This window comes from Streptococcus sp. 27098_8_73 (genome assembly GCF_041432495.1).
GTDB lineage: Bacteria > Bacillota > Bacilli > Lactobacillales > Streptococcaceae > Streptococcus.
On record NZ_JAPVZT010000004.1, the window covers coordinates 57,288 to 78,432 of the forward strand.

At 39.6% G+C, this 21,145-nt stretch carries 21 protein-coding genes; 17 read left to right on the forward strand and 4 right to left on the reverse strand.

The features are described from left to right. Positions 1–6 precede the first annotated feature (6 nt). Entirely contained in the window at positions 7–1,257 is a 1,251-nt protein-coding gene (locus O3651_RS03860) for a carbohydrate-binding domain-containing protein (protein ID WP_371609621.1), read from the forward strand. Between the two features lie 77 nt (positions 1,258–1,334). Here the strand turns inward: O3651_RS03860 and O3651_RS03865 are convergent, their stop codons facing one another. The 4 genes from O3651_RS03865 to O3651_RS03880 form a co-directional block, all read right to left on the reverse strand. After that, on the reverse strand, positions 1,335–2,288 hold the full coding sequence (locus tag O3651_RS03865) for a S66 peptidase family protein (protein WP_371609622.1): 954 nt from the start codon (positions 2,286–2,288) through the stop codon (positions 1,335–1,337). A 118-nt stretch (positions 2,289–2,406) separates the two neighbouring features. Beyond that, positions 2,407–3,306, reverse strand: a complete 900-nt coding sequence (locus tag O3651_RS03870; protein WP_313962766.1) for a DUF4097 family beta strand repeat-containing protein — start codon at positions 3,304–3,306, stop codon at positions 2,407–2,409. Next, positions 3,299–3,898, reverse strand: a complete 600-nt coding sequence (locus tag O3651_RS03875; protein WP_313962765.1) for an HAAS domain-containing protein — start codon at positions 3,896–3,898, stop codon at positions 3,299–3,301. Before O3651_RS03875 ends, O3651_RS03870 begins: the two co-directional genes overlap by 8 nt. After that, positions 3,885–4,211, reverse strand: a complete 327-nt coding sequence (locus O3651_RS03880; protein ID WP_125379145.1) for a PadR family transcriptional regulator — start codon at positions 4,209–4,211, stop codon at positions 3,885–3,887. Before O3651_RS03880 ends, O3651_RS03875 begins: the two co-directional genes overlap by 14 nt. Before the next feature lie 266 nt (positions 4,212–4,477). On the opposite strand from O3651_RS03880, the gene O3651_RS03885 reads away from it, so the two are divergent. The 16 genes from O3651_RS03885 to O3651_RS03960 all read left to right on the forward strand — a co-directional run bounded on the left by O3651_RS03885 (position 4,478) and on the right by O3651_RS03960 (position 20,836). Beyond that, positions 4,478–4,609 (forward strand): teichoic acid D-Ala incorporation-associated protein DltX, encoded by a 132-nt coding sequence (locus O3651_RS03885; protein WP_005591428.1) that lies wholly within the window; start codon positions 4,478–4,480, stop codon positions 4,607–4,609. A 22-nt stretch (positions 4,610–4,631) separates the two neighbouring features. Then, positions 4,632–6,182 (forward strand): D-alanine--poly(phosphoribitol) ligase subunit DltA, encoded by a 1,551-nt coding sequence (gene dltA, locus O3651_RS03890; RefSeq protein ID WP_371609623.1) that lies wholly within the window; start codon positions 4,632–4,634, stop codon positions 6,180–6,182. Beyond that, on the forward strand, positions 6,179–7,423 hold the full coding sequence (dltB, locus tag O3651_RS03895) for a D-alanyl-lipoteichoic acid biosynthesis protein DltB (RefSeq protein WP_371609624.1): 1,245 nt from the start codon (positions 6,179–6,181) through the stop codon (positions 7,421–7,423). The genes dltA and dltB overlap by 4 nt, the downstream gene beginning before the upstream one ends. A 21-nt stretch (positions 7,424–7,444) precedes the next feature. Next, positions 7,445–7,684, forward strand: a complete 240-nt coding sequence (dltC, locus tag O3651_RS03900) for a D-alanine--poly(phosphoribitol) ligase subunit DltC (protein WP_005591431.1) — start codon at positions 7,445–7,447, stop codon at positions 7,682–7,684. Beyond that, positions 7,677–8,948 carry a D-alanyl-lipoteichoic acid biosynthesis protein DltD gene (gene dltD, locus O3651_RS03905; protein WP_125370746.1) on the forward strand — a complete coding sequence of 424 codons (1,272 nt, stop codon included), beginning with the start codon at positions 7,677–7,679 and terminating at the stop codon, positions 8,946–8,948. The genes dltC and dltD overlap by 8 nt, the downstream gene beginning before the upstream one ends. 24 nt (positions 8,949–8,972) lie before the next feature. Then, positions 8,973–9,452 (forward strand): GNAT family N-acetyltransferase, encoded by a 480-nt coding sequence (locus O3651_RS03910; RefSeq protein ID WP_371609625.1) that lies wholly within the window; start codon positions 8,973–8,975, stop codon positions 9,450–9,452. Positions 9,453–10,156: 704 nt separating this feature from the next. Beyond that, a complete protein-coding gene (locus tag O3651_RS03915) occupies positions 10,157–10,447 on the forward strand; it encodes a WXG100 family type VII secretion target (RefSeq protein ID WP_061421940.1) in 291 nt (96 codons plus the stop codon). A gap of 26 nt (positions 10,448–10,473) precedes the next feature. After that, positions 10,474–10,983, forward strand: coding sequence for a type VII secretion protein EssA (locus O3651_RS03920; RefSeq protein ID WP_371609626.1), 510 nt, complete (start codon positions 10,474–10,476; stop codon positions 10,981–10,983). Continuing rightward, a complete protein-coding gene (locus O3651_RS03925; protein ID WP_061421942.1) occupies positions 10,946–11,197 on the forward strand; it encodes an EsaB/YukD family protein in 252 nt (83 codons plus the stop codon). The genes O3651_RS03920 and O3651_RS03925 overlap by 38 nt, the downstream gene beginning before the upstream one ends. 28 nt (positions 11,198–11,225) lie before the next feature. Continuing rightward, positions 11,226–12,401, forward strand: a complete 1,176-nt coding sequence (essB, locus tag O3651_RS03930) for a type VII secretion protein EssB (RefSeq protein ID WP_371609627.1) — start codon at positions 11,226–11,228, stop codon at positions 12,399–12,401. A gap of 3 nt (positions 12,402–12,404) precedes the next feature. Next, positions 12,405–16,844 (forward strand): type VII secretion protein EssC, encoded by a 4,440-nt coding sequence (essC, locus tag O3651_RS03935; RefSeq protein WP_371609628.1) that lies wholly within the window; start codon positions 12,405–12,407, stop codon positions 16,842–16,844. Between the two features lie 133 nt (positions 16,845–16,977). After that, the gene (locus O3651_RS03940; protein ID WP_371609629.1) at positions 16,978–17,370 is read left to right on the forward strand and encodes a DUF5082 family protein; all 393 of its coding nucleotides are present in this window, start codon (positions 16,978–16,980) and stop codon (positions 17,368–17,370) included. Between the two features lie 9 nt (positions 17,371–17,379). Further along, positions 17,380–17,664 carry a variable surface protein mvspG gene (locus O3651_RS03945; RefSeq protein ID WP_371609630.1) on the forward strand — a complete coding sequence of 95 codons (285 nt, stop codon included), beginning with the start codon at positions 17,380–17,382 and terminating at the stop codon, positions 17,662–17,664. Then, positions 17,661–18,314 carry a DUF4176 domain-containing protein gene (locus O3651_RS03950; RefSeq protein WP_061421947.1) on the forward strand — a complete coding sequence of 218 codons (654 nt, stop codon included), beginning with the start codon at positions 17,661–17,663 and terminating at the stop codon, positions 18,312–18,314. Before O3651_RS03945 ends, O3651_RS03950 begins: the two co-directional genes overlap by 4 nt. Continuing rightward, the gene (locus O3651_RS03955) at positions 18,304–19,728 is read left to right on the forward strand and encodes a T7SS effector LXG polymorphic toxin (RefSeq protein ID WP_371609631.1); all 1,425 of its coding nucleotides are present in this window, start codon (positions 18,304–18,306) and stop codon (positions 19,726–19,728) included. Before O3651_RS03950 ends, O3651_RS03955 begins: the two co-directional genes overlap by 11 nt. Before the next feature lie 565 nt (positions 19,729–20,293). Then, the gene (locus O3651_RS03960) at positions 20,294–20,836 is read left to right on the forward strand and encodes a hypothetical protein (protein ID WP_371609632.1); all 543 of its coding nucleotides are present in this window, start codon (positions 20,294–20,296) and stop codon (positions 20,834–20,836) included. Positions 20,837–21,145: the final 309 nt, after the last annotated feature.

Sequence of the window (21,145 nt, forward strand, 5' to 3'; positions counted from 1 at the left end):
CCAATCATGAAAACAGACAAGAAAAAAATATTTCAGAAAATAAAACTAATGGTGCCCCTAGCGCTAATGAGTGTCACCTTGGGAGCTTGCAGTTTGACCAGCCAGTCCAGCACTAGTACGAGTGCTAGTGCCACGACCACTCAAACAGCTACCAGTACGACAAAGACAGATACATCTAGCTATTTCACGGATCGTGATCAGGATGCTTCTTATGATGAGTCGACAGCGACCAAGATTAGCTTGAGCGGCTCTACAGCCAAGACATCTGGTGACGGAGCGAGCGTTTCTGGCTCCACGGTGACGATTACGGCAGCTGGAACCTATGTCCTCTCTGGTAGCAGTGAAAATGTGCAGATTGTCGTCAAGGCTGGCGATCAAGACAAGGTGCAAATCGTTTTGGATGGTGTGACCATGACAGGGACGGATGCAGCGATTGTGGTAGAAAATGCGGATAAAACCTTCATTACCCTAGCTGAAGGCAGCAAGAATAGCATTTCTGACTCAGCCAATCACACCAATACTGACTACGATGCGGCCATTTACAGTAAGGACGACTTGACTTTCAACGGCTCAGGCAGTCTGACCATCGAAGGAAAATATGGTAACGCAGTCGAGTCTAATGATGACCTGCGCATCACAGGCGGGACTTATACGATTAAAGGTTACAAGAATGGTTTGTCAGCCAATGATGCCATCAACATCAAGGAGGCTAGTCTAGATATTACCGCGACGGAGGATGCGATCCACGCTGATAATGATGAGGACACTTCGCTCGGAAATCTCTATATCCAGTCTGGTACCATTACGATTAATGCTGGTGATGACGGCCTTCATGCTAGCAATGCAGCGGTGATTGACGGTGGCACCATCACAGTCAAGTCCAGTGTCGAAGCCCTAGAGGGAACAAATGTTACGATTAACGGCGGTACACTTGACCTTTATGCGACTGATGATGGGATCAATGCAGCTAGTACAGCGACTGGAGCTGAGATTTTCATCAAGATTACTGGTGGTGATATCAAGGTTGAGGTCGGCCAAGGCGATACAGACGCCCTTGATTCCAACGGCGATATCATCATGACAGGTGGAAACTTAGCTATCACGTCCACTGTGTCTGCCTTTGACTTTGATGGTAAGGCTACCTATACGGGCGGGACTATCACGGTCAATGGGCAAACCCGAACCGAAATCACAGCAGATGGCCCTGGTGACGGTGGTGCCCCAGGCGGACAAGGTGGCGGTCCCGGTGGACATTAAGCCCAATCATGACAGTTTAATGCAATAAGATCTAAATAGAGAAATCCCTCCTTCCAGCTGGAAGGAGGGATTCTTGTTTATTCGTCAATTCTGATAGACATCGTCTCCGTATCCACGGTCACTTGAGCACCGATGGTAATGGTAAAGAGTGGCTGAGTATGGGCAAAGTCCAAGTCGTAGAGGACGGGAATCGTCTTTAGAATTGGATGTTTATCCAAGATATAAAAGAGCAGCTCCTCTGTCATCTGGCATTCTTTTGGAAAGCGGCCGATGAGAAGGGCCTGCGGGTTGGGATAGGCCTGAAGGAGGGCAGCTAGATTGCGGTCAAACTCCACATAATTATCTTCCTCGGCCTCTTCAACAAAGAGGACGTAGTTTTCATCTGTCGGGGTATAGGGTGTCCCACGCAGAAGTGAGAAGGTAGAGAGATTGCCGCCGATAGCAGTGGCTTGGGCTTTTCCATGGTTGTAGACTTTCCACTCTGTCTCATGGAAGGTCAGCGGTGCATCTGGCAGATACCAAGCATTACTGCCCCATTTTTCACTAGGAGTCAATTCATAAGAAGTCTGGCTGACGGCCTTGAGCCAGCTCTCGGTCTGATAGTCCTGCAGGGCATCCATTTTAAAGCTGGAGTAGGACGGTCCCATGTAGGTTTTCATGCCGGTCTTACTATAGATAGCGTTGAGCAAGGCTGTTGTGTCTGAGTAGCCGCAGAAAATCTTAGGATTTTTAGCAATCAATTCAAAGTCCAGATAGGGCAGGAGTTCATTACAGTTGAAACCGCCGATAGTAGCCAGAATAGCATCAACGGAGTCATCTGCGAAGGCAGCATGGATGTCTGCCACTCGGCTTTCGATGGAGGCAGAGTCTAGCATATCATTTTCCAGATAATGCTCCGAAAAAGACACGGTAAATCCTAGCTTTTCCAAGCGCTCCTTGGCGGCTAGATTGGCCTCAAAGCCACCAAGGCGTTCGATTGACGACGAGGGACTGACGACCCGAATGTGCATGCCAGATGTAAGTTTTTTCATAGGGACCTCCTTATGATAATTTTTTATAGAGTATCATAACATAAAGGATATAGGAAGTAAAGGTAGGGTTAGAGAAAATAACCATAAAAAACGGAACCAATCAGGCTCCGTTCTATTTTTAATGACTAATCTCAATACTACCGGTGCTGGTGCTGGCGGTCAGCTTGGCTTGAGCCTGTTCATTGGTGTGGATGACTCGATCTCCGATAAAGTCCTCTTGGTCGTGGCTCGTCTGCATGTCCTTGGGCACTTCAATGTCACCTAGGTCTGTTTGCAGGTCCAGTGAGATGGCTTTGAAGGTCTCTTCGGTGAGATGGAGATCGATGGAGCCATTGTCGCTGGACATGTTGATATTGCCCTTGAGGGTTAGTTTATCACTAGTGATACTGCCGTTGGAGAGACTGATTTGAGTATCGGTCAGGCTGGTTTGGACTAGCTCGATGCTACCATTGTCATTTTCGATACTGCCAGTCTCAATCTGGCTATGACTGAGTTCGATTGAACCATTGCTGAGATCGGCTTTTAATTTTTTGATTGTCAGGTCATTGATTGATAGGCTGCCGTTAGCTAAACTGGCCTTAACCTGCTCCAAGTTCCTTCCCTTAGGTAGGCTTAGAGTGATTTGTTGAGTCCTTTCCAAATCTCCATTTATCAAGCCTAGTAAAGAGCGTAGGCTGCTGTTAATGTTGATAAAAAAGCTGGATTCCTTAATGTATAGACTACCGTTTTCAGCCTTGGTACTGATTTTTTCAGTTGTCTTGCCGTCTCCTTGATAATAGGTCAAGTGAACCTTATCATCGGGCGATTCTTCAATCACAACCGAGCGGTTGCTCAGGTCTAGATTTAAGGAATGGATATTGCCATAGGTTTCTTCTTGCTTGGCCATCTTGGTGCTAGCGGCTGAGCTCCTCACCAGATCCTGCAGACCACCACTGGCTAGACCGACCAATATCAGGCCTACTCCTAGTAGACAGGCGGCGACAGTAATACTGAGTATGGTTTTTCTTACTTTAGACATGACGGCCTCCTTTCCGTGCCAAGGCTTGGGCGAGTTTGACAAAACTCAGTTTGATAAAGCGAAGGATAGGACCAATGCTGAGATAGAAGAGTCCAGCCAGCCCCAAGGTTAAAAGGCTCATACCCAAACTAAGGGCAAAAGCAGGAATCGAAGTGGTCATGCCGAGAGTCAGGCTGTCCCAAATCAGACTCGCCCCCATGACAAACATAGCAAAAGCAAAGACGGCTATAACAAAAGCAAAGACACTGATGAGGAGGAAGAAAGTAAAAATCAAAGTCAAAGCCAAAATTAATAGAGGAATTGCTAGTGGAGCTGCCAAGATGGACAGAATAGCAATCTGGACGATCTGCTTGCTATTTTTGACGGAGCTAGCTTCTTGACTGTCTTCTTCTATTTTCTTGTCCAGAAGATTGATGATAATCTCGTGAGCCGCTTCTTTGGGACTACCAAGCTCAGCTATAGCTGCTGTCTCTCCCTCTGGACCGACCTCGTCAAAGTACTCGGTGAAGTAGTCCATGGCTTCTTGATAGTCTTTTGCTGGCAACTTTTTTAAATATTTTTCTAGCTGGGCTAGATATTCAGTTCTTGTCATGGCGAACACTCCCTTCGATAATGCCCTTAATCATGCTGGTATAAAGCTCCCATTCATTTTTGAGCCGAACCAGTTGTTTCTGACCTGTTGGGGTCAGAGAGTAATATTTTCGTTTTCGACCTTGATATTCCTGAGAGTAAGTCGCTAAATACTGACTCTTTTCCAATTTTTTCAGGATAGGATAAAGCGTGGACTCCTTGATATCGGCAATGAGCTTGATGGTTTGGCTAATCTCGTAGCCGTAGGAATCTTCTTTATCTAAAATCGCTAAAATCAGAAATTCTATCAGGGTAGAAGATGTAGGGAAATACATGCACTACCTCCTATATATAAAAATATTATATATAAAATTTCTACATATAGGATACCGCCCTTTGAACAAAAAGTCAAGTAATATATAGAAATTTTACTTATAGATATTGAAAAGGATTTCATCCTTGAAAGATAAGGGAAGTAACTCTTTTTCTCCTTATTTCCTTACAAGAACTTTACACAATTGATAGCTTTTATATTGAAATCTTTCTCTATAAAATGGTAAAATAATCTATGTCTATCTAAAAAAAGATAAGAGTGAATGAAATGACGAAATATAAGACGATTTATAAGTTTGTAGGGCAGACATTGCTATACTTTGTGATTTTCGTAGCCCTGCTTTATTTCTTTAGTTATCTTGGTCAAGGTCAAGGTGGCTTTATCTACAATGAATTTTAATGTAAGAGAGAGTACTATACACATGTCAAATACAGCAATTACAGATATGATTGAAGCGATTGAGCACTTTGCTCAGACGCAGCCAGATTTCCCTGTCTACAATGTCCTCGGACAAGTTCATACTTACGGGGATCTAAAGGCCGACTCCGATGCACTGGCAGCCAAGATTGATAGCTTGGGGCTGGCTCCCAAGTCACCCGTCGTGGTCTACGGTGGTCAGGAGTACGAAATGCTGGCTACTTTTGTGGCCTTGACCAAGGCAGGTCATGCCTATATTCCTATTGATAGTCATTCAGCCTTGGAGCGCGTGACGGCTATCGTGGAAGTAGCTGAACCAAGCTTGATTATCGCCATTGCAGATTTTCCGCTGGCGGATACAGATGCAGCCATTCTCAGTCTGGATCAGGTTAGAGCGGCTTACGCAGAAAAGACTGCCTATGAGCTGAGCCATCCAGTCAAGGGTGATGACAATTACTACATCATCTTTACTTCTGGTACGACTGGTAAACCTAAAGGTGTGCAAATCTCTCATGATAATCTGCTCAGCTTTACCAACTGGATGATTACAGACAAGGAATTTGCGACACCGAGCCGTCCGCAAATGCTGGCGCAACCGCCTTATTCTTTCGACTTGTCAGTTATGTACTGGGCACCGACTTTGGCACTAGGAGGAACTCTCTATGCCCTGCCGTCTAGTCTGACTCAGGACTTCAAGCAGCTATTTGAAGCGATTCTCAGCCTGCCTGTAGCAATCTGGACTTCTACACCGTCCTTTGCGGATATGGCCATGCTTTCGGAAGATTTTAACAGCCAAAAGATGCCAGGCATTACTCATTTTTACTTTGATGGGGAGGAGCTGACGGTCAAGACAGCTCAAAAATTGCGGGAGCGTTTCCCTGAGGCTCGTATTATCAATGCCTATGGTCCGACTGAGGCAACGGTGGCTCTGTCTGCAGTTGCCATCACGGATGAGATGCTAGCGACCCTCAAGCGTTTGCCAATCGGCTATACCAAGGCGGATTCACCAACCTTTGTCATTGATGAGAATGGGCAAAAATTGCCAAATGGTCAGCAGGGTGAAATTATTGTCTGCGGACCAGCCGTATCCAAGGGTTACCTCAACAATCCTGAAAAGACAGCTGAAGCCTTCTTTGAATTTGAAGGGCTGCCAGCCTATCATACAGGTGATGTGGGTACAATGACTGATGAAGGACTCCTACTCTACGGCGGTCGTATGGACTTCCAGATTAAGTTTAATGGCTATCGCATCGAGTTAGAGGACGTATCTCAAAACCTCAACAAATCCAAGTATATCGAGGCGGCAGTAGCAGTGCCACGTTATAATAAGGACCACAAGGTTCAAAACTTATTAGCCTACGTTATTTTGAAAGACGGTGTTGCAGAGCAATTTGACCGCGAAATCGATATTACCAAGGCTATCAAAGAGGATCTACAGGATATCATGATGTCTTATATGATGCCATCGAAGTTCCTCTATCGGGAATCTCTGCCCCTAACACCAAACGGCAAGATTGATATCAAGGGGCTGATTAGTGAGGTCAACAAGTCATGATGGATTTCTTGAAACAGCTTCCTCACCTGGAGCCTTACGGAGACCCACAGTATTTCCTTTATCTTATCTTGGCTGTTTTGCCAATCTTTATCGGACTTTTCTTTAAGAAACGCTTCCCAGTCTACGAAGCCTTAGTCAGCTTGGCCTTTATTGTCTTGATGCTGACGGGCCCTAGTCTGGCGCAGCTCTATGCCCTGCTCTTTTATGTCGTCTGGCAGACGGTCTGGGTTTATTCTTATAAATTCTACCGCAAAAAGCGGGACAGCAAGTGGATATTTTATTTGCATACAGCATTGGCGGTTCTGCCCTTATTCTGGGTTAAGGTCGAGCCAGCTATCAGTGGCCATCAATCACTCTTTGGCTTTCTGGGAATTTCCTATCTGACCTTCCGCTCAGTTGGGATGATTATTGAGCTGAGGGATGGTGTGCTGACTGATTTCAGCCTCTGGGAATTCCTCCGCTTTATGCTCTTTATGCCCACTTTTTCGAGTGGTCCCATTGATCGTTTTAAGCGTTTCAATGAAAATTATCTTCAAATTCCAGAGCGTGATGAGCTTCTAGATATGCTGGAGCAGTCGGTCAAGTATATCATGCTGGGCTTTCTCTATAAGTTTGTCCTGGCTCATATCTTTGGCCACATGATTTTAGGGCATGTCAAGACCTATGCCCTCTATACTGGCGGTTTCTTCAATCTAGGAACGCTAGGCGTCATGTATGTCTTTGGTCTGGATCTCTTCTTTGACTTTGCCGGTTATTCGATGTTTGCGCTAGCTATTTCCAATCTCATGGGAATCAAGAGCCCTATCAACTTTGACAAGCCTTTTGTTTCACGCGATTTGAAGGAATTTTGGAATCGCTGGCACATGAGTCTGTCCTTCTGGTTCCGTGACTTTGTCTTTATGCGCCTGGTCATGGTGCTTATGCGCAACAAGGTCTTTAAAAACCGCAATACGACTTCTAGTGTGGCCTATCTGATCAATATGTTGATCATGGGCTTCTGGCATGGTGTGACCTGGTATTATATCGCCTATGGTCTTTTCCACGGTCTGGGCTTGGTGGTCAATGACGCTTGGCTACGTAAGAAAAAGACCATCAATAAAGAGCGTAAAAGCAAGGGATTACCGGCCCTGCCTGACAACAAGTGGACCCAAGCGCTGGGGGTTATTATCACCTTCCATGTTGTCATGTTCTCATTCTTGATCTTCTCAGGATTTTTGAATGACCTTTGGTTTAAAAAATAAAATGTAAACGAGGAAACTATAATGGATGTAAAAGCAGAAGTAATTGAAATTATTGACGAATTATTTATGGAAGATGTTTCGGACATGATGGACGAGGATTTGTTTGATGCTGGTGTTTTGGACAGTATGGGAACAGTAGAGCTGATTGTTGAGCTGGAAAACCGTTTTGACATCCGTGTGCCAGTATCAGAATTTGGCCGCGATGACTGGAATACAGCCAATAAAATCGTTGAAGGCGTAACGGAGCTTCGTAATGCTTAAACGACTCTGGCTGATTCTGGGGCCAGTCTTCTGCGCCTTGGTCATGGTCGCCCTGCTCTTTTTCTTCTATCCGCTTGAGAAAAAGCATGATGTGGAAGCAGAGAAGCGGGCGGCTGTGACCCTTACAGCAGAAACGTTCAAAAGCCGTAGCAAAAAAATGACGGCCCTGACAGATCAAGATACCCGTTTTGTGCCCTACTTTGGCTCCAGCGAATGGCTGCGTTTTGACAGTATGCACCCAGCTGTTTTGGCTGAGAAGTATGACCGCAATTACCGACCTTATTTTCTAGGGCAGCGGGGGGCAGCTTCGCTCAACCAATATTTTGGGATGCAGCAGATGACCTCTGAGCTGGAAAATAAGACGGCTGTCTATGTCGTTTCTCCGCAATGGTTTACTAAAAAAGGCTATGATGCAGCAGCTTTTCAGCAGTATTTCAATAGCGACCAGCTAGCTGGTTTTCTTAGCTGGCAGGACGGTGGAGTAGGCGCTCAGTATGCAGCTCAGCGGCTTTTGCAGCTCTATCCCAACATTGCTATGGGGGATATTGTCAGGAAAGTGGCCGATGGAAGCCAACTGACTTCTTTTGAGCAGCAGTATATCAATACTATGAGCCGGATTTATCAGCGGGAGGATGCATTTTTCAGTACATTTGCTGCTGGTAATAATGGCAATTATGACACGAAGGTCTTGCCTCAGCTTTCCCGACTTCCAGATGAATTCTCCTATGAAGAATTGGAAAAACTGGCTACGGCAGATGCTGTCAAGCAGACCAATAACAATGATTTAGGCATTGATAACGACTTTTATAAGAAGCGTTTGGCTAGAAAAATCAAGAAGTTCAAAGGCTTCCAATCCAAACAGTCTTACGAAAAGTCTCCTGAGTACAATGATTTGCAGCTGGTTTTGGAACAATTTGCCAAATCCCATACGAATGTTATCTTTGTCATTCCACCGGTCAATGCCAAATGGATGGCCTATACTGGACTGAGCGAAGAGATGTACCAGCGGACAGTTGAGAAGATTAAGTTCCAGCTGGAGAGTCAAGGTTTTACAAATATTGCTGACTTTTCTAAGGACGGCGACAAGCCCTACTTCATGCAGGACACGATCCACATGGGCTGGAATGGCTGGCTGGCTTTCGACAAGGCTGTCGATCCTTTTGTGTCTAATCCTCAACCTGCTCCGAATTATCAGATCAATGAAAAATTCTTCAGTAAGGAGTGGGCTAATTACACGGGTAACTACGAGGAATTTGTCAAATAAGGTAATAGGCTGGAAGGAGGCGACATGATTCGCTTGGCGGAAATGCAGGATATCCCAGCGATTTTAGCAATTTTTGATCAGGCTAGGGAGTTTATGCGGACTATGGGAAATCCCAGTCAGTGGCCAGCTTCCTACCCGAATCGTCAGCTGGTAGAGGAAGATATTCGGGCAGGTCACTGCTATGTCTTTGAAGAGGCTGGGCAGGTTGTTGGAATCTTTGCGTTCATCATCGGACCAGATCCGACCTACCAAGAGATTGAAGGTGCTTGGCATTTTTCAGAGCCTTACGGTACAATCCACCGTATCGCTTCAAATGGACAAGTCAAGGGTCTGGCTTACCTGTGTTTTGACTTTTGCTTGCAGCAGATTTCCTATCTCCGCATTGATACGCATGAAGATAACCATCCGATGCAGGCAGCCATTCGCCGCTACGGTTTTAGCCAGTGTGGCACGATTTATTTGCCAGATGGTAGCCCTCGGCTTGCCTACGATTATCATCAATAAAAAATCTGCTTATTGGGATTATCGAGGATTCTTAATGAATTAATTAGTTCCATATGATTCTTTTCAATGTGTTATAGTCACAATTAGACTATAATTCGTATAGGATCTTTTGTTTATACTAAAATACTCCACAATACCTCTATGTTATAGAGATGATAGGTTCTATAGCTATAGCGCTTGATAGAAATGCAAAAATAGATGTGGATAAAATTGTGATTCATTTAATGAGAGTAGTGACAATAGACGACAGTTTAAATGGATTGTATAGTCTTTATAAGAATAAGTAATTTCTCATATGGAATTATCTCCTGATAATTGTTGCAATAAGTATTTATAATTCAAATATGCTGAATAGTTGGACAAATATGCTATTTACGTTAGCTTAGAAGGCGCCTAATATGTAAAGATTTTATAGGATACCATAAGGATGTTGATTTATGAGAAAAGGTAGGATGTGGCGTACTATTGCCTTAATGCCTTATATAAAATGAAAAGAAAGTTTCTACTGGAAGTATAAAGTGGTAAATAGATTCTACTGTCTAAGGATAGGTACGAAAAGAGACTTAAGAAATAATAGATATAGTTTAATTATTTAATAAGTAACATGGGAATCTGTTTTTAGCAGTACTTTGTACTTCAAAATTGACAAACTCTTATAAATATGATAAATTAAAGAAGTAATAAAAACACAAAAGGAGACACCTATGTCAGTTATTAGTTTAACCCCAGAACAGCTAAAAGAACAAGCACGTATTTATACTAGTGCTAAAGATCAGATTGAACAAGCAATTCAAACTGTTAATAAAACAAACGGTGAAATTGCATCACAGTGGAAAGGTCAAGCTTTTAATGCTTACCTCGAACAGTATAATCAACTATATACTCATGTTCAAAAATTTGAAGAACTTTTAGTAAGTATTAATCAACAATTGAACAACTATGCTCAAACTGTTGCTGAACGCGACCAACATGATGCGCAAAGTTTTGGTTTGTAAAAAGAATTGAGGGGCGTCAGGGAAACTTGACGCTTATTTTTGTTATGAAAAAAAAATCAAAATTACAGATTCTATTTATATGTTGTTTGTTACTACCTCAATTAGTGTTTGCAGATGATGGGAAGTTAAAGCTAGACACAGATATTATTACAAATGGTACTCAGGAAAATAATAATGCCAATCTAATCGAATCAAAGTATGCACCTAACTTGTTCTTAAATCGAACAAAAAAAGCGGTAGATGAAAGAAATCGGACAACTAAAGAGTTACTGCAAGAAGCAGAAATAAATAATTTTAAGCAAGAGAAAAGTTTTTCTATTTATGGATTAGATACACTTCAATTAAAAAAATCACTATTTACAGATTATAAATTAGCTGAAGGTTTTTCTGTAACTAAACATAATAACAAAAAAATTGGAAAAGGAGTATTTAATATATTGATTACTGTTTTTTTAATTTTTATGACTACTGCAGGAATATTTTTAGGAAGGAAATGGCATGGACTTAGGAAAAGTAGAGATAACAATAGAATATAAACAGAGAGAATTAGATATTAGAGTTTCAAAGTCTCTAACTTGGATAAATTTTAAGAAGATATTGAATAATAGAGTGATTAGAACAAAACTGGGGTTGCCAGTTGATGATCAATTTTGGTTTAAAGTAAAAAATAAACATATTCATATAGAAGGAAATGATATTTTAGCCAATTATCCTATTAGTAATGGAGATATACTAGAAATTATCGGTTAGAAAGAAGAATTAGGAAGGGTAGTAATATATGTTTGACGGGGATAAGCTAATTTTTTTGAAGGCGGAGAATAAAGTTACTGTTCAAGTTTCCTCTTCAGGATATGACAGAGAACGGCTAGATGCTATCAAAGAATACTGTCGTGTTGCGATAAGACAAGAAGATGTTTCGCTGTATTTAGATTATGAAATACCTGCATATTTTAAAACAGTTACAGAGGAGTTGTTATCATTAAAGACAGAATTGGAGCGATTTGCTCTAGCCCAAAAAATGACTTCTATAGAATTAGGAGAAAATAATTTTAAAATTCCTTATATACATCCAGAAAATATTGTTATTTTAGGTGGGAAAGTGAAGATGCTTCATCGAGGGATTGAGAAGTTATTGTCTCCACGGATATATGATGAAGAATTTTGTCTAGCATCCTACAAAGCATTGATGGTATCTATTTTAGTGCCAAAAGTAGATTTTGAGTTGGCTGTTAGTGGGTTAGATGCTGTTAAAGATAAAATTGCTCAGGATATTATTCCCTTAAGGACTTTGGAAGAAATCAATCAGTATGTTTCTGAAAAATATTATACATTGTCAAAAAAGAGTTCGATAGAGAATATTTTGGTCAATACTAAAAAATGGAAAGGTCTATTGATTGCTACTTCGGTTCTAGCTGTTGTTTCTGCGGTTCTTAGTTTCACAACTTATCAATCTATGTTCAAGGATGGACCTTTAAAATCTGCAGTCATCATGGCACAATCAAACTTTATGAGAAAAGATTTTTCTGAGACAGTCGAATCGCTAAAGGCTTATAGTGTAGATTCATTACCTAAAGAGGCGAAATACATTCTAGCAGCTAGTTATGTTCGTTTAGATAGTTTGAGTGATAAGCAAAAAGAAACAGTATTAAATACGATTACGGAATCTAGTGATGATACTATTTTGAATTATTGGATTTATTTGGGTCGTGGAAAATTTGAAAAGGCACTGGATGTAGCCCAGAATATTGGAGATACCCAACTTATTCTGCATGCTTATACAAATCTTTATGAATCAGTCAGGTCAAATGTAAATATGAATGGTTCAGAGAAACAGAAAAAATTGAGTGAATATGAGAAAAAAATAAAGGAATTATCCTCAGAAATTGGTGAAAAAAGTACGGATGACAGTAGTCACTCTAAAGATACTTCTTCATCAAAAGGAAATGGTGAGTAGTTGATGGAAGAAAATAAGAACGTATACTATCACCAGCTAGGTGATCAACTTTTCGAAGAGTATCATCCCCTCTACACGTTACTAATAGAAACGAGAGAACTCTTAACTGCTAATCTAGTAGATTCACAGTCTATTTTACTGAATGGTAGTGCATATAAATTGGAGAACCAGACTGTTTATCGAAATGGAGATATCTTAAAGTTAGGAGAGACAGTTTTTGGTGGGGAAAAAGTCACTTTATTAGAGTCTGAAAAAGAAATCTTTACGACCTATATTTTTCCTCCGACAGAGCTTTTCATGTGCAGTAGTCAGGAAGAAGCTGATTTGAAGATTAGTTCTTCAACAGTTTTGATTTTCTCCGATAAACAAGTACAGATTGAAATTGGTGATAAGCCAGTTTATCTTAATTATAAACTAATTGAAGAAAGTGGGTTATTTCCATTTGAAATAGGAGATATGATTGCTACTGCTCAGCATTTCATTGAAAAGCGAAAGTTACAATGGAAAATTTCTTCTCTCTACTCAATTCCTATTTTTAATCTAGAGAAAATATTAGTTGAAGAGTGTGCAAGCGAATATCCTCAAGATTTTCCAGCATATCGCAGAAGCCCTCGGATTAATCCCTCCATTTATAGTTCAAAAATTCATATTAATCAACCTCCTTTGCCGATAAAACCAGCCAAAAATTCATTAGTAAGAGCGATTGTCCCTGCACTTGGGATGTTCGCAATTACAGCTTTTAGTAGTTTTGTTTTCAAAGGTAACCCGTTGATGATGATTGGTATGGGTGGGTTTAGCCTGCTAACTGCTGGTACAACCATGAGCCAGTATTTTGAAGAAAGAAAAGATAATAAAGAGCAGGAGCGTATTCGGGTAGAAGATTATGAAAAATACTTGCTTAAGCAAGTTTCAGAATTAAATCGATATTATCAAGAAGAGGCAGCGATTCTAAGGTATAATCAACCAGAAATTCAAGTTTTAGCAGATATGATTGCTCGGTATGATTCTCGTATTTACGAACGCTTAGATTACAATGAGGATTTTTTGCAACTTTCTCTTGGGCTTGGTAATAAAGTAAGTCAGCTCCAATTGCAAACGAATTTTGATATTCAAAGTAAAGATGAGTCATCTAAATTTGCACAAAAGGTTCTTCAAAAATATCAGATGCAAAGACAGGTTCCTATTACTGTCAATATTGCACAAGCGACGGTCGGATTGATTGGTAATCAAGAAGTTACCAAGACAGCTATTTATAATTTGCTCTTGCAGTTGGCAATTTTTCATAGTTATTTAGATGTGAACTTTATTAATTTGGTTCATGAGCATGATTATGAGAAAGATTGGTCAGAATGGCGTTTTTTACCTCATTTCAAAATGCAGGAACGAAATATTCGAGGTTTTGTGCATGATGCTCGAAGTCGTGATGCAGTTTTAAATTCTTTTTATCGTATTATCCAAAAGCGCTCTCAGCTAAAAAAAGAGATGGGTGAGAAAGATGCACGATTTAAGCCTCACTATGTTTTAACCATTTTAGATGACTCACATCTTTTAGGGCATAGTTTAAACGAATATCTTGCAAAAGATTTGACAGAACTTGGTGTTACTGTTATTTGGGTAAAAGAAGCTCAGCGTTTATTGCCTGAAACAGTCACAACATTGATTGAATATAAAAATCAGAATGCTGGGCAGATTATCAATGACGGTCGAAATTACAGCGCTCAGACATTTTGTCCATATTCAGCTTTGCCGACTTACGAACAATGCGTTCGGACATTGGCAAATTTAGAACACCTTGAAGTTGAAAAAAATACGATTCCTAAGTCTGTTTCTTTCTTAGAGCTGTATAAGGTTAAAACAGTAGAAGAAATAGATTTAGGTTCGAATTGGCGAAGGGCTGATACTTCAAAGACATTGGCAGTTCCTTTAGGACTGCGTGGGAAAGATGATGTTGTTGAGTTGAACCTTCATGAGCGAGCTCATGGGCCGCACGGACTCGTGGCCGGAACCACGGGTTCAGGGAAATCAGAAATTCTTCAATCCTATATTCTATCTTTAGCAGTAAATTTCAGTCCAGAGGATGTTGGCTTCCTTACCATTGACTTTAAAGGTGGAGGAATGGCCAATCTTTTCAACAATCTTCCTCATATGCTTGGGGCAATTACGAATTTAGATGGGGCTTCAAGTGCACGTGCTTTAGCCTCTATTAAGGCGGAACTGCAAAAGCGTCAAAGATTGTTTAGTCAATTTGGAGTGAACCATATCAATGGTTATACTAAATTGTATAAAGAAGGACAGTTAGCTGCTGATAAGGATTCTTTTCCAAGCAAGCCTTTACCACATCTATTTCTTATCAGTGATGAATTTGCAGAGTTGAAACAGCATGAGCCAGAATTTATGACAGAACTTGTATCAACTGCTCGTATTGGACGCTCTCTTGGGGTTCACCTTATCCTCGCGACTCAAAAACCGTCAGGTGTTGTTAATGACCAAATATGGTCTAACTCGCGTTTTAAATTAGCCTTAAAAGTTTCAGATGCATCAGATTCGTCTGAAATTATAAAAACACCAGATGCAGCAAGTATCAAAGAACCAGGACGTGCTTATCTACAAGTTGGAAATAATGAAATATACGAATTATTCCAATCCGCTTGGAGTGGTGCAGCCTATGCTCCGCAGGGAGATGATAAAAAAGAGACGGTTGATGAACGGATTTGGCTGATTAATGATTTAGGACAATATGAGCTGCTATCTGAGGATTTATCAATTGATGAGGATTATACAACTACAGAGTCTGAAGAAATCACTGAGCTTGATGCACTTGTGAATTATATTTCTGAATTTACTAGTCATTTTTCTATTACTATGCCAGATAGACCTTGGCTGGAGCCATTGGAGACAAGGATTATATCACCAGAAACGGATGTGCATTGGACAGATAAAAAAGTTTTGGCGGTTCCTTTTGCTAAGATGGATATACCTACTGAGCAGAGACAAACTAATTTTAACTTTGACATAGAAAAGATGGGTCATACTGTCTTTTACGGTTCCCCTGGTTTTGGTAAGTCTGTTGCACTCCAAACCTTGGTGATGAATCTTGCTCGACTAAATACTCCAGAACAAGTCCATGTTAATTTGTTTGATTTTGGTACGAATGGTCTGCTACCGCTTAAGGAGTTACCTCATGTAGTTGATTTGACAAGATTTGATGAAGAAGAAAAACTAGTTAAGTTCTTAAAGAGAATTGATCATGAATTGAAAGCTCGCAAGGAGAAATTTGCGGCTTACAATGTAGCAAGTCTTTCTCAATATGAGCAGAAATCTGGTGAAAAGCTTCCGATAATTTTAACCATTTTTGATGGATTTGATTCTATAAAGGATACACCTTTAGAAGAGTCAATTGAAAATTTGGTTAATCGAATTCTACGTGAGGGAGCTAGTTTAGGCTGTTATGTGATTTTAACAGTCCTTCGTTCGAATAGTCTTAAAATTAGTATGTCAAGCAATATAACTTCACGGATGGCCTTCTTCATGGTAGATGAAGGGGCTGCTAAAGAAATAGTAGGTCGCGAAGCCCTCATTCAGCAAGAAATTTTCGGACGTGCTCAAATTAAAGAAGATATCCCTTATGCTATTCAGGTCTATTTACCTACGGGTGGTGACAATGATATTGAGCGCCTCTATCAGTTAGAAGAGGAAATTAAGACGATATCAAATATGTGGACGGGGGTACGTCCAGAGCCAATTCCAATGTTGCCAAATGAGATTACAATGGAAGATTTTGAGCAGGCAAAGGAAACACAGACTATGCTGCATCAAGTACAAGTTCCAATAGGTTATGATAAAGAAACAACAAAGATTGTTGGCTTTAATCCAGAAGAGCACGGCTACTTTGTGATTATGGATGATACGCCTCAGCAGACAGAAATGCTTGAAGTCATTATCATGAAGGCCCTTAAACAATTGGAAGGAAAAGCTCAACGCATCGTTTTTGATCTAGAGGGTCGATTTGCTAATCAGGCTGATTGTGACTCAGTTATCACATCAGAAGAATTTAGTGCAGTCATTACGGATATCGTTGGTGAAATAGAGCGCAGACTTCATGGAGGACATAAGATCCCAATGATTGTGTATATGCCAGATATACATATTCTTAACGAGAAAATGTTAATCTCATTTAATACTTTAGAATCTATTCTGAAAAATGCAGCTAAAGCAGGAGTTTATTTCATTTTCCACGGTCATCAAAAGACTATTGAAAATAAATTTGATGAGTTCAGTAAGCGATTGCGGTCAAATATGCCGGCAGGTATCTTTGGAACTAGATTTATGGATCAAGGGATGATCAAAGGGAAAACGAATTATAATGAGCCACTTCTGGAAGTAGATGAAGTTCATTTCTTTGTCGGAAGAGAAGTTTATCGGATCAAGTTGCCTAATAGATGATTATGTAAACATACCCATTAGCTTTTTAAAAGCGGGTATGTTTTTTTGTATTACCTAACCTTACTAGCTATTCTATTTTAAATATGATAAAATAAAAATGATATTTTATATTCATAGCAAAAGGAGAAATGAGATGAGCTCGTATTATAGAGATGTAGCTGCAAGATTTCGCAGGAGAGCCGCAGAAGCTCAAGCCGCTAAAACTGAAATTGATGGTAAAATCGCTAAGTTAAAAAATGCTAGTAGTAAATTATCAACAGAAATTCAATCTATAGGCAATAAAAGTAGATCACTTGGTCAGATAATTCCGTTGGATTCTACAAGTTTTAAGGGAAGTCGTCAAGAAGATTTTGAAGCACAATTTTATGCTCTAGGAACTCATATCTCTAATTTCTGTATTAGCCATAGCAATAATAAGACAGCTATTGATGATAAGATTCGCACTCTTCAGTCAGAGTCGGAAGGTTTGCAGTCTACGATTAATTCTTATTATCGGCAGGCTCGTATTTATGATTGTATGGAATAGGAGGTAGATATGAAACCAACAGGCGTAGATGAAGCTAGATGGAATAGTATTACTAAGGGTGTATCGTCCTCAACGACAAATATTGGTCGTATAAAGGATTTGACTTTCAAAAAAACAGATCTCACCCCTTTTACAACGTTTAATGAGGTGTTAGAGCACTTTAATAAATCAATCGTTAAGTTGAAAGATTTTACCCGAGCTGATGCTTCTAAGATGGAGCAAGCTGCGAAGAATAAAGTTCAGGATGACGCTCGAGAAGCAGGTGCTATTCAAGCTGGGGGGATGATGAAATGAAAGAAGAACAGCTATCTTTATTTAAGCAAGCTCTTAGTCGCATAGAGGTGACTGAACAGGCTAAAGAATTTTTATTCGCGGTTTCTATGACTCTCTCAGGACATACGGAAGTCTTTCGCAAGTGTTATTTGGCTTTTATGAATGGAGAGGACTCTTATCACTACCATCCGATGATTGGGGCTCCACTAGATTTTTTCTTTGAGGGTTCTGAAGTTCGAGTGAAGCGTCTCAAAGAAGAGGTTGTTCTTTCGCGAGGTCACTTTATCCAATATGCTTCGTATGTTGATCTTTGTTTTAGCCGTATCTATCCTTTAGGCAGTGTCGTAGAGTTGGATCGAGACCTTCTTCCACAAGATTTGGTTGCAGCCTTTGAGAGTGAGCAGATGGACTTTTTTGTTGTTCTTTCTGGTCGCAGAGTAGTGATGGAAACGGGAAGCTACATAGATTACATAGGATACACATGGCCTTTTGGGTTGCGATTTGATACGGCTCCCTTGTTTGTAAGCAATCTCTTCATCAAGCGAGTCGTATCGGAAGGATATACAGATATGACAGATGAGCGCTATTGTCAAGAAGCCTTTCGCAGAGAGTATTTCAATGAGGGCATTGTTTCTAGCGTATATGGAGAGGAGATAGTGAATGAAGATTGATTTATCTGAGGTACAGGCTCAGAAATCGGCCTTGAGTACATCTGTAGGTAGTATCAAGGGCGATCTAACCAAAGCCAGAAGCAGTTTATCCCAAGTTGTCTCTACAAATAGTCTCAAAGGTGTCGTTAAGGACACAATCAACCAAAAGGTTTCTAATTACCAGATTCCTTTGCTAGATAACTATACCAATGCTTTGGATAGTATAGTAAACCGCTATGATGGGATTATCAAGCTTTTTAAGGAGACGGTTGGTGAGACCAATGACAGTGCGATTATCAATACGGAGTATCTGGAGCGAGTCAAGCAGAGGATGAAAGACCCCATTGAAGGCTTGAGTAAGATTTCAACACGAACACAGAGTATTTATTCGGATATTAGTGATATTATCTCACTGAGTAATCCTAGCTTGGATGATGTCAATACGACCTATGCCAAAGCCCAAAAGAGCCTCGATGATACGATTAAGAACATGGAGACGTTTAATAACGTTATTCTGAAAACAGATACTTTTGATCTGATTGATATGCAAGATGGTCAACTTAAGACTTTATCTTCATACAGCAGTGTTTCATACACCAATCAAACAGCAAGAACTTTCTATAGAGGAGAATCTTTCAAAAACTCTGTGGAGGAAATTCATACTGCCTTACATAGTAATTCGCGTAGTAAGGTCAACTACCAAAACAAACTAGCTAAGCAGTTAGCGGAGTCTAAGTATAGTGGAACAGTAGCTTCGAACTATCAAAATTATTCTGATGTAATTTCAAATGATTTAAAAAATAATTTCGCCAGTGAGTCAATCATGAGTAGTATTGATGTATTTGGAGATAAGGGCTGGGTTAAATTATTGGAAAAGGCTCCTACTGTTGTGGGAGGGTTGATTAATGGTTTATATAAATTAAGCGATTCACTTGGAAGTTTTATTAACCTCGGAACTAATGGTATAGTTCCTCCTAATATATTTGATAATGTAAGTAATGTCGCGTCAGGATCTTTTATAAGTATAGGTAAAGGCATTGAATCTGTTGCTAAGTCGGGGCCAGAAATAGGCCAAGCGATGACATTTATCGGTCCTGCTATTGATTTTACTGCTCAGGTTTCAGCTGGTGAAAATGTTCCGAATGCTGTTGTTAAAACAGGGATTCATACTGCTGTGTCTGGTCTCGCTGTGAAAAGTGGAATGGCAATAGGTACGGCAATTATGCCAGGGGTAGGAACGGTTGTAGGTTTTTTAGCAGGCGTTGCAGTTGGGATTGTTGCTAACTCAGCAATAGATATGGCATATGATAATAGTATTGGGAAAGTAGTTACTGAGAATACTAATAATGTGATAAAAGCAGGTAAGGAAGTCATAGGTGGTGTTGGTAATGCTGTATCTGACTTTTTCAGTGGTCTTGGCACTGCATTCCAATGATAGGAGATTCTCTTGGGCGAAAATCAAATTATAAAGTTAAAGGATGTTGACTTTGTAGGAATTGGTAATTTTGAAGGAAAAACAATTTTTTTGATAAGAAAACAGGCAAGATGTTCTTAGAGTATTCTAAAACCAAGTTTAAAGTGTCTCCTGTCGCTTTCTTAACAGGAGCAACACTTATCCTTTATGTGATTGTAAGAGAATAACAAAAGTTCAGGTGTTCAGTGGTTTTTGGTTTCTTTCTAATGATCATTGTCTCAAAACTTCTCTACAGACCGGCTTTGAATGAAGAATTAATTATTAGACCTTTTGTTCTTTCAAATAAGGATATGATAAAATTTATTCAAAATGAGAAGAAAAATATAGTTAAGAGTCGTCTATGATATCATTGACATTTTTTATTCCAGTACTTTTTTCTATAGTTTATTTATTGACTTCTAGTTTTTTTGTTTTTAACAATTTTATTTTTTATATTCCCCCTATTGTTGTTAAATACGACGCCATTACAAAGATATCAAGTGGTTCATATGCTATATAAAAAATATTACGATTATGGTAATTAGACATGAAAAAAAACTTAAAAAATATGGTTCCAATAGGGACGTTTGACAAAAATCCAGTTTATTTTGATAAAAAAGATCTAACTTTATATAGAGTAAGGGAACGGAATTCTTTTCTTGAAACTGCTGGCAGTAGCTTGATCATGATTCTTTATGTAATAATCGGAAAAGTAAATTCCCAATACTATTTAACCATTCTGGGAAGATATAAATTTCTAATGATAGGTGTCCTGATTTCCTTTATAACAGCCTTTGTTGTTTGTTATGTGACGTTCTATCGTGAGAGGGAAGTGGAAAAACTACAATTAGAGGAAAAAGCAATGAGGGACTTTGTGTTAAGAGAGCGAAAGAATATTTTTTTAACCTATTTATCTCTTATTATATTTCCATTAATTATAGTATTTTTTGCACGCATCTTTATAGTATATGGAAATTTTGCGTGGGGAATTGTTGCAGTTTTACTAATGACTATATATTTTATGTTCTTTTATAATAAAGTATTTCAGAGAGGAAAAATCATAAATGGACTGTATAAAACTTATAATTGAGAAAGATAATTATGAAAAGGAGCACTAAGAATTCCATTATCCTAGGTTATATCAGGAAAAATCTGTCTACTATAACAATGAAAATTATCAACTTTTATATCCAACAAAGGATAAAACCAATGGAGAAACTGCCATTACTGGTTACAGTTCAATTGCTCTTGTTTTATATATTGTTTTAAGAAGTATAAGTAAAAATGGGAAAGTACCAACAGATTTTCGTATACTGTCTTTAATCTTTACTTATACTATAATTAGTATTGGTAGCAGTCTATTACTTTATTATGTTTTAAATTGTGTCATTGAGTTAGA

Bases quoted from the DNA above. Each gene is read 5' to 3' on its own strand.
- O3651_RS03860 (WP_371609621.1), top strand. From the start codon at position 7: ATGAAAACAGACAAGAAAAAAATATTTCAGAAAATAAAACTAATGGTG.
- O3651_RS03865 (WP_371609622.1), bottom strand. From the start codon at position 2,288: ATGAAAAAACTTACATCTGGCATGCACATTCGGGTCGTCAGTCCCTCG.
- O3651_RS03870 (WP_313962766.1), bottom strand. From the start codon at position 3,306: ATGTCTAAAGTAAGAAAAACCATACTCAGTATTACTGTCGCCGCCTGT.
- O3651_RS03875 (WP_313962765.1), bottom strand. From the start codon at position 3,898: ATGACAAGAACTGAATATCTAGCCCAGCTAGAAAAATATTTAAAAAAG.
- O3651_RS03880 (WP_125379145.1), bottom strand. From the start codon at position 4,211: ATGTATTTCCCTACATCTTCTACCCTGATAGAATTTCTGATTTTAGCG.
- O3651_RS03885 (WP_005591428.1), top strand. From the start codon at position 4,478: ATGACGAAATATAAGACGATTTATAAGTTTGTAGGGCAGACATTGCTA.
- dltA (WP_371609623.1), top strand. From the start codon at position 4,632: ATGTCAAATACAGCAATTACAGATATGATTGAAGCGATTGAGCACTTT.
- dltB (WP_371609624.1), top strand. From the start codon at position 6,179: ATGATGGATTTCTTGAAACAGCTTCCTCACCTGGAGCCTTACGGAGAC.
- dltC (WP_005591431.1), top strand. From the start codon at position 7,445: ATGGATGTAAAAGCAGAAGTAATTGAAATTATTGACGAATTATTTATG.
- dltD (WP_125370746.1), top strand. From the start codon at position 7,677: ATGCTTAAACGACTCTGGCTGATTCTGGGGCCAGTCTTCTGCGCCTTG.
- O3651_RS03910 (WP_371609625.1), top strand. From the start codon at position 8,973: ATGATTCGCTTGGCGGAAATGCAGGATATCCCAGCGATTTTAGCAATT.
- O3651_RS03915 (WP_061421940.1), top strand. From the start codon at position 10,157: ATGTCAGTTATTAGTTTAACCCCAGAACAGCTAAAAGAACAAGCACGT.
- O3651_RS03925 (WP_061421942.1), top strand. From the start codon at position 10,946: ATGGACTTAGGAAAAGTAGAGATAACAATAGAATATAAACAGAGAGAA.
- essB (WP_371609627.1), top strand. From the start codon at position 11,226: ATGTTTGACGGGGATAAGCTAATTTTTTTGAAGGCGGAGAATAAAGTT.
- essC (WP_371609628.1), top strand. From the start codon at position 12,405: ATGGAAGAAAATAAGAACGTATACTATCACCAGCTAGGTGATCAACTT.
- O3651_RS03940 (WP_371609629.1), top strand. From the start codon at position 16,978: ATGAGCTCGTATTATAGAGATGTAGCTGCAAGATTTCGCAGGAGAGCC.
- O3651_RS03945 (WP_371609630.1), top strand. From the start codon at position 17,380: ATGAAACCAACAGGCGTAGATGAAGCTAGATGGAATAGTATTACTAAG.
- O3651_RS03950 (WP_061421947.1), top strand. From the start codon at position 17,661: ATGAAAGAAGAACAGCTATCTTTATTTAAGCAAGCTCTTAGTCGCATA.
- O3651_RS03955 (WP_371609631.1), top strand. From the start codon at position 18,304: ATGAAGATTGATTTATCTGAGGTACAGGCTCAGAAATCGGCCTTGAGT.
- O3651_RS03960 (WP_371609632.1), top strand. From the start codon at position 20,294: ATGAAAAAAAACTTAAAAAATATGGTTCCAATAGGGACGTTTGACAAA.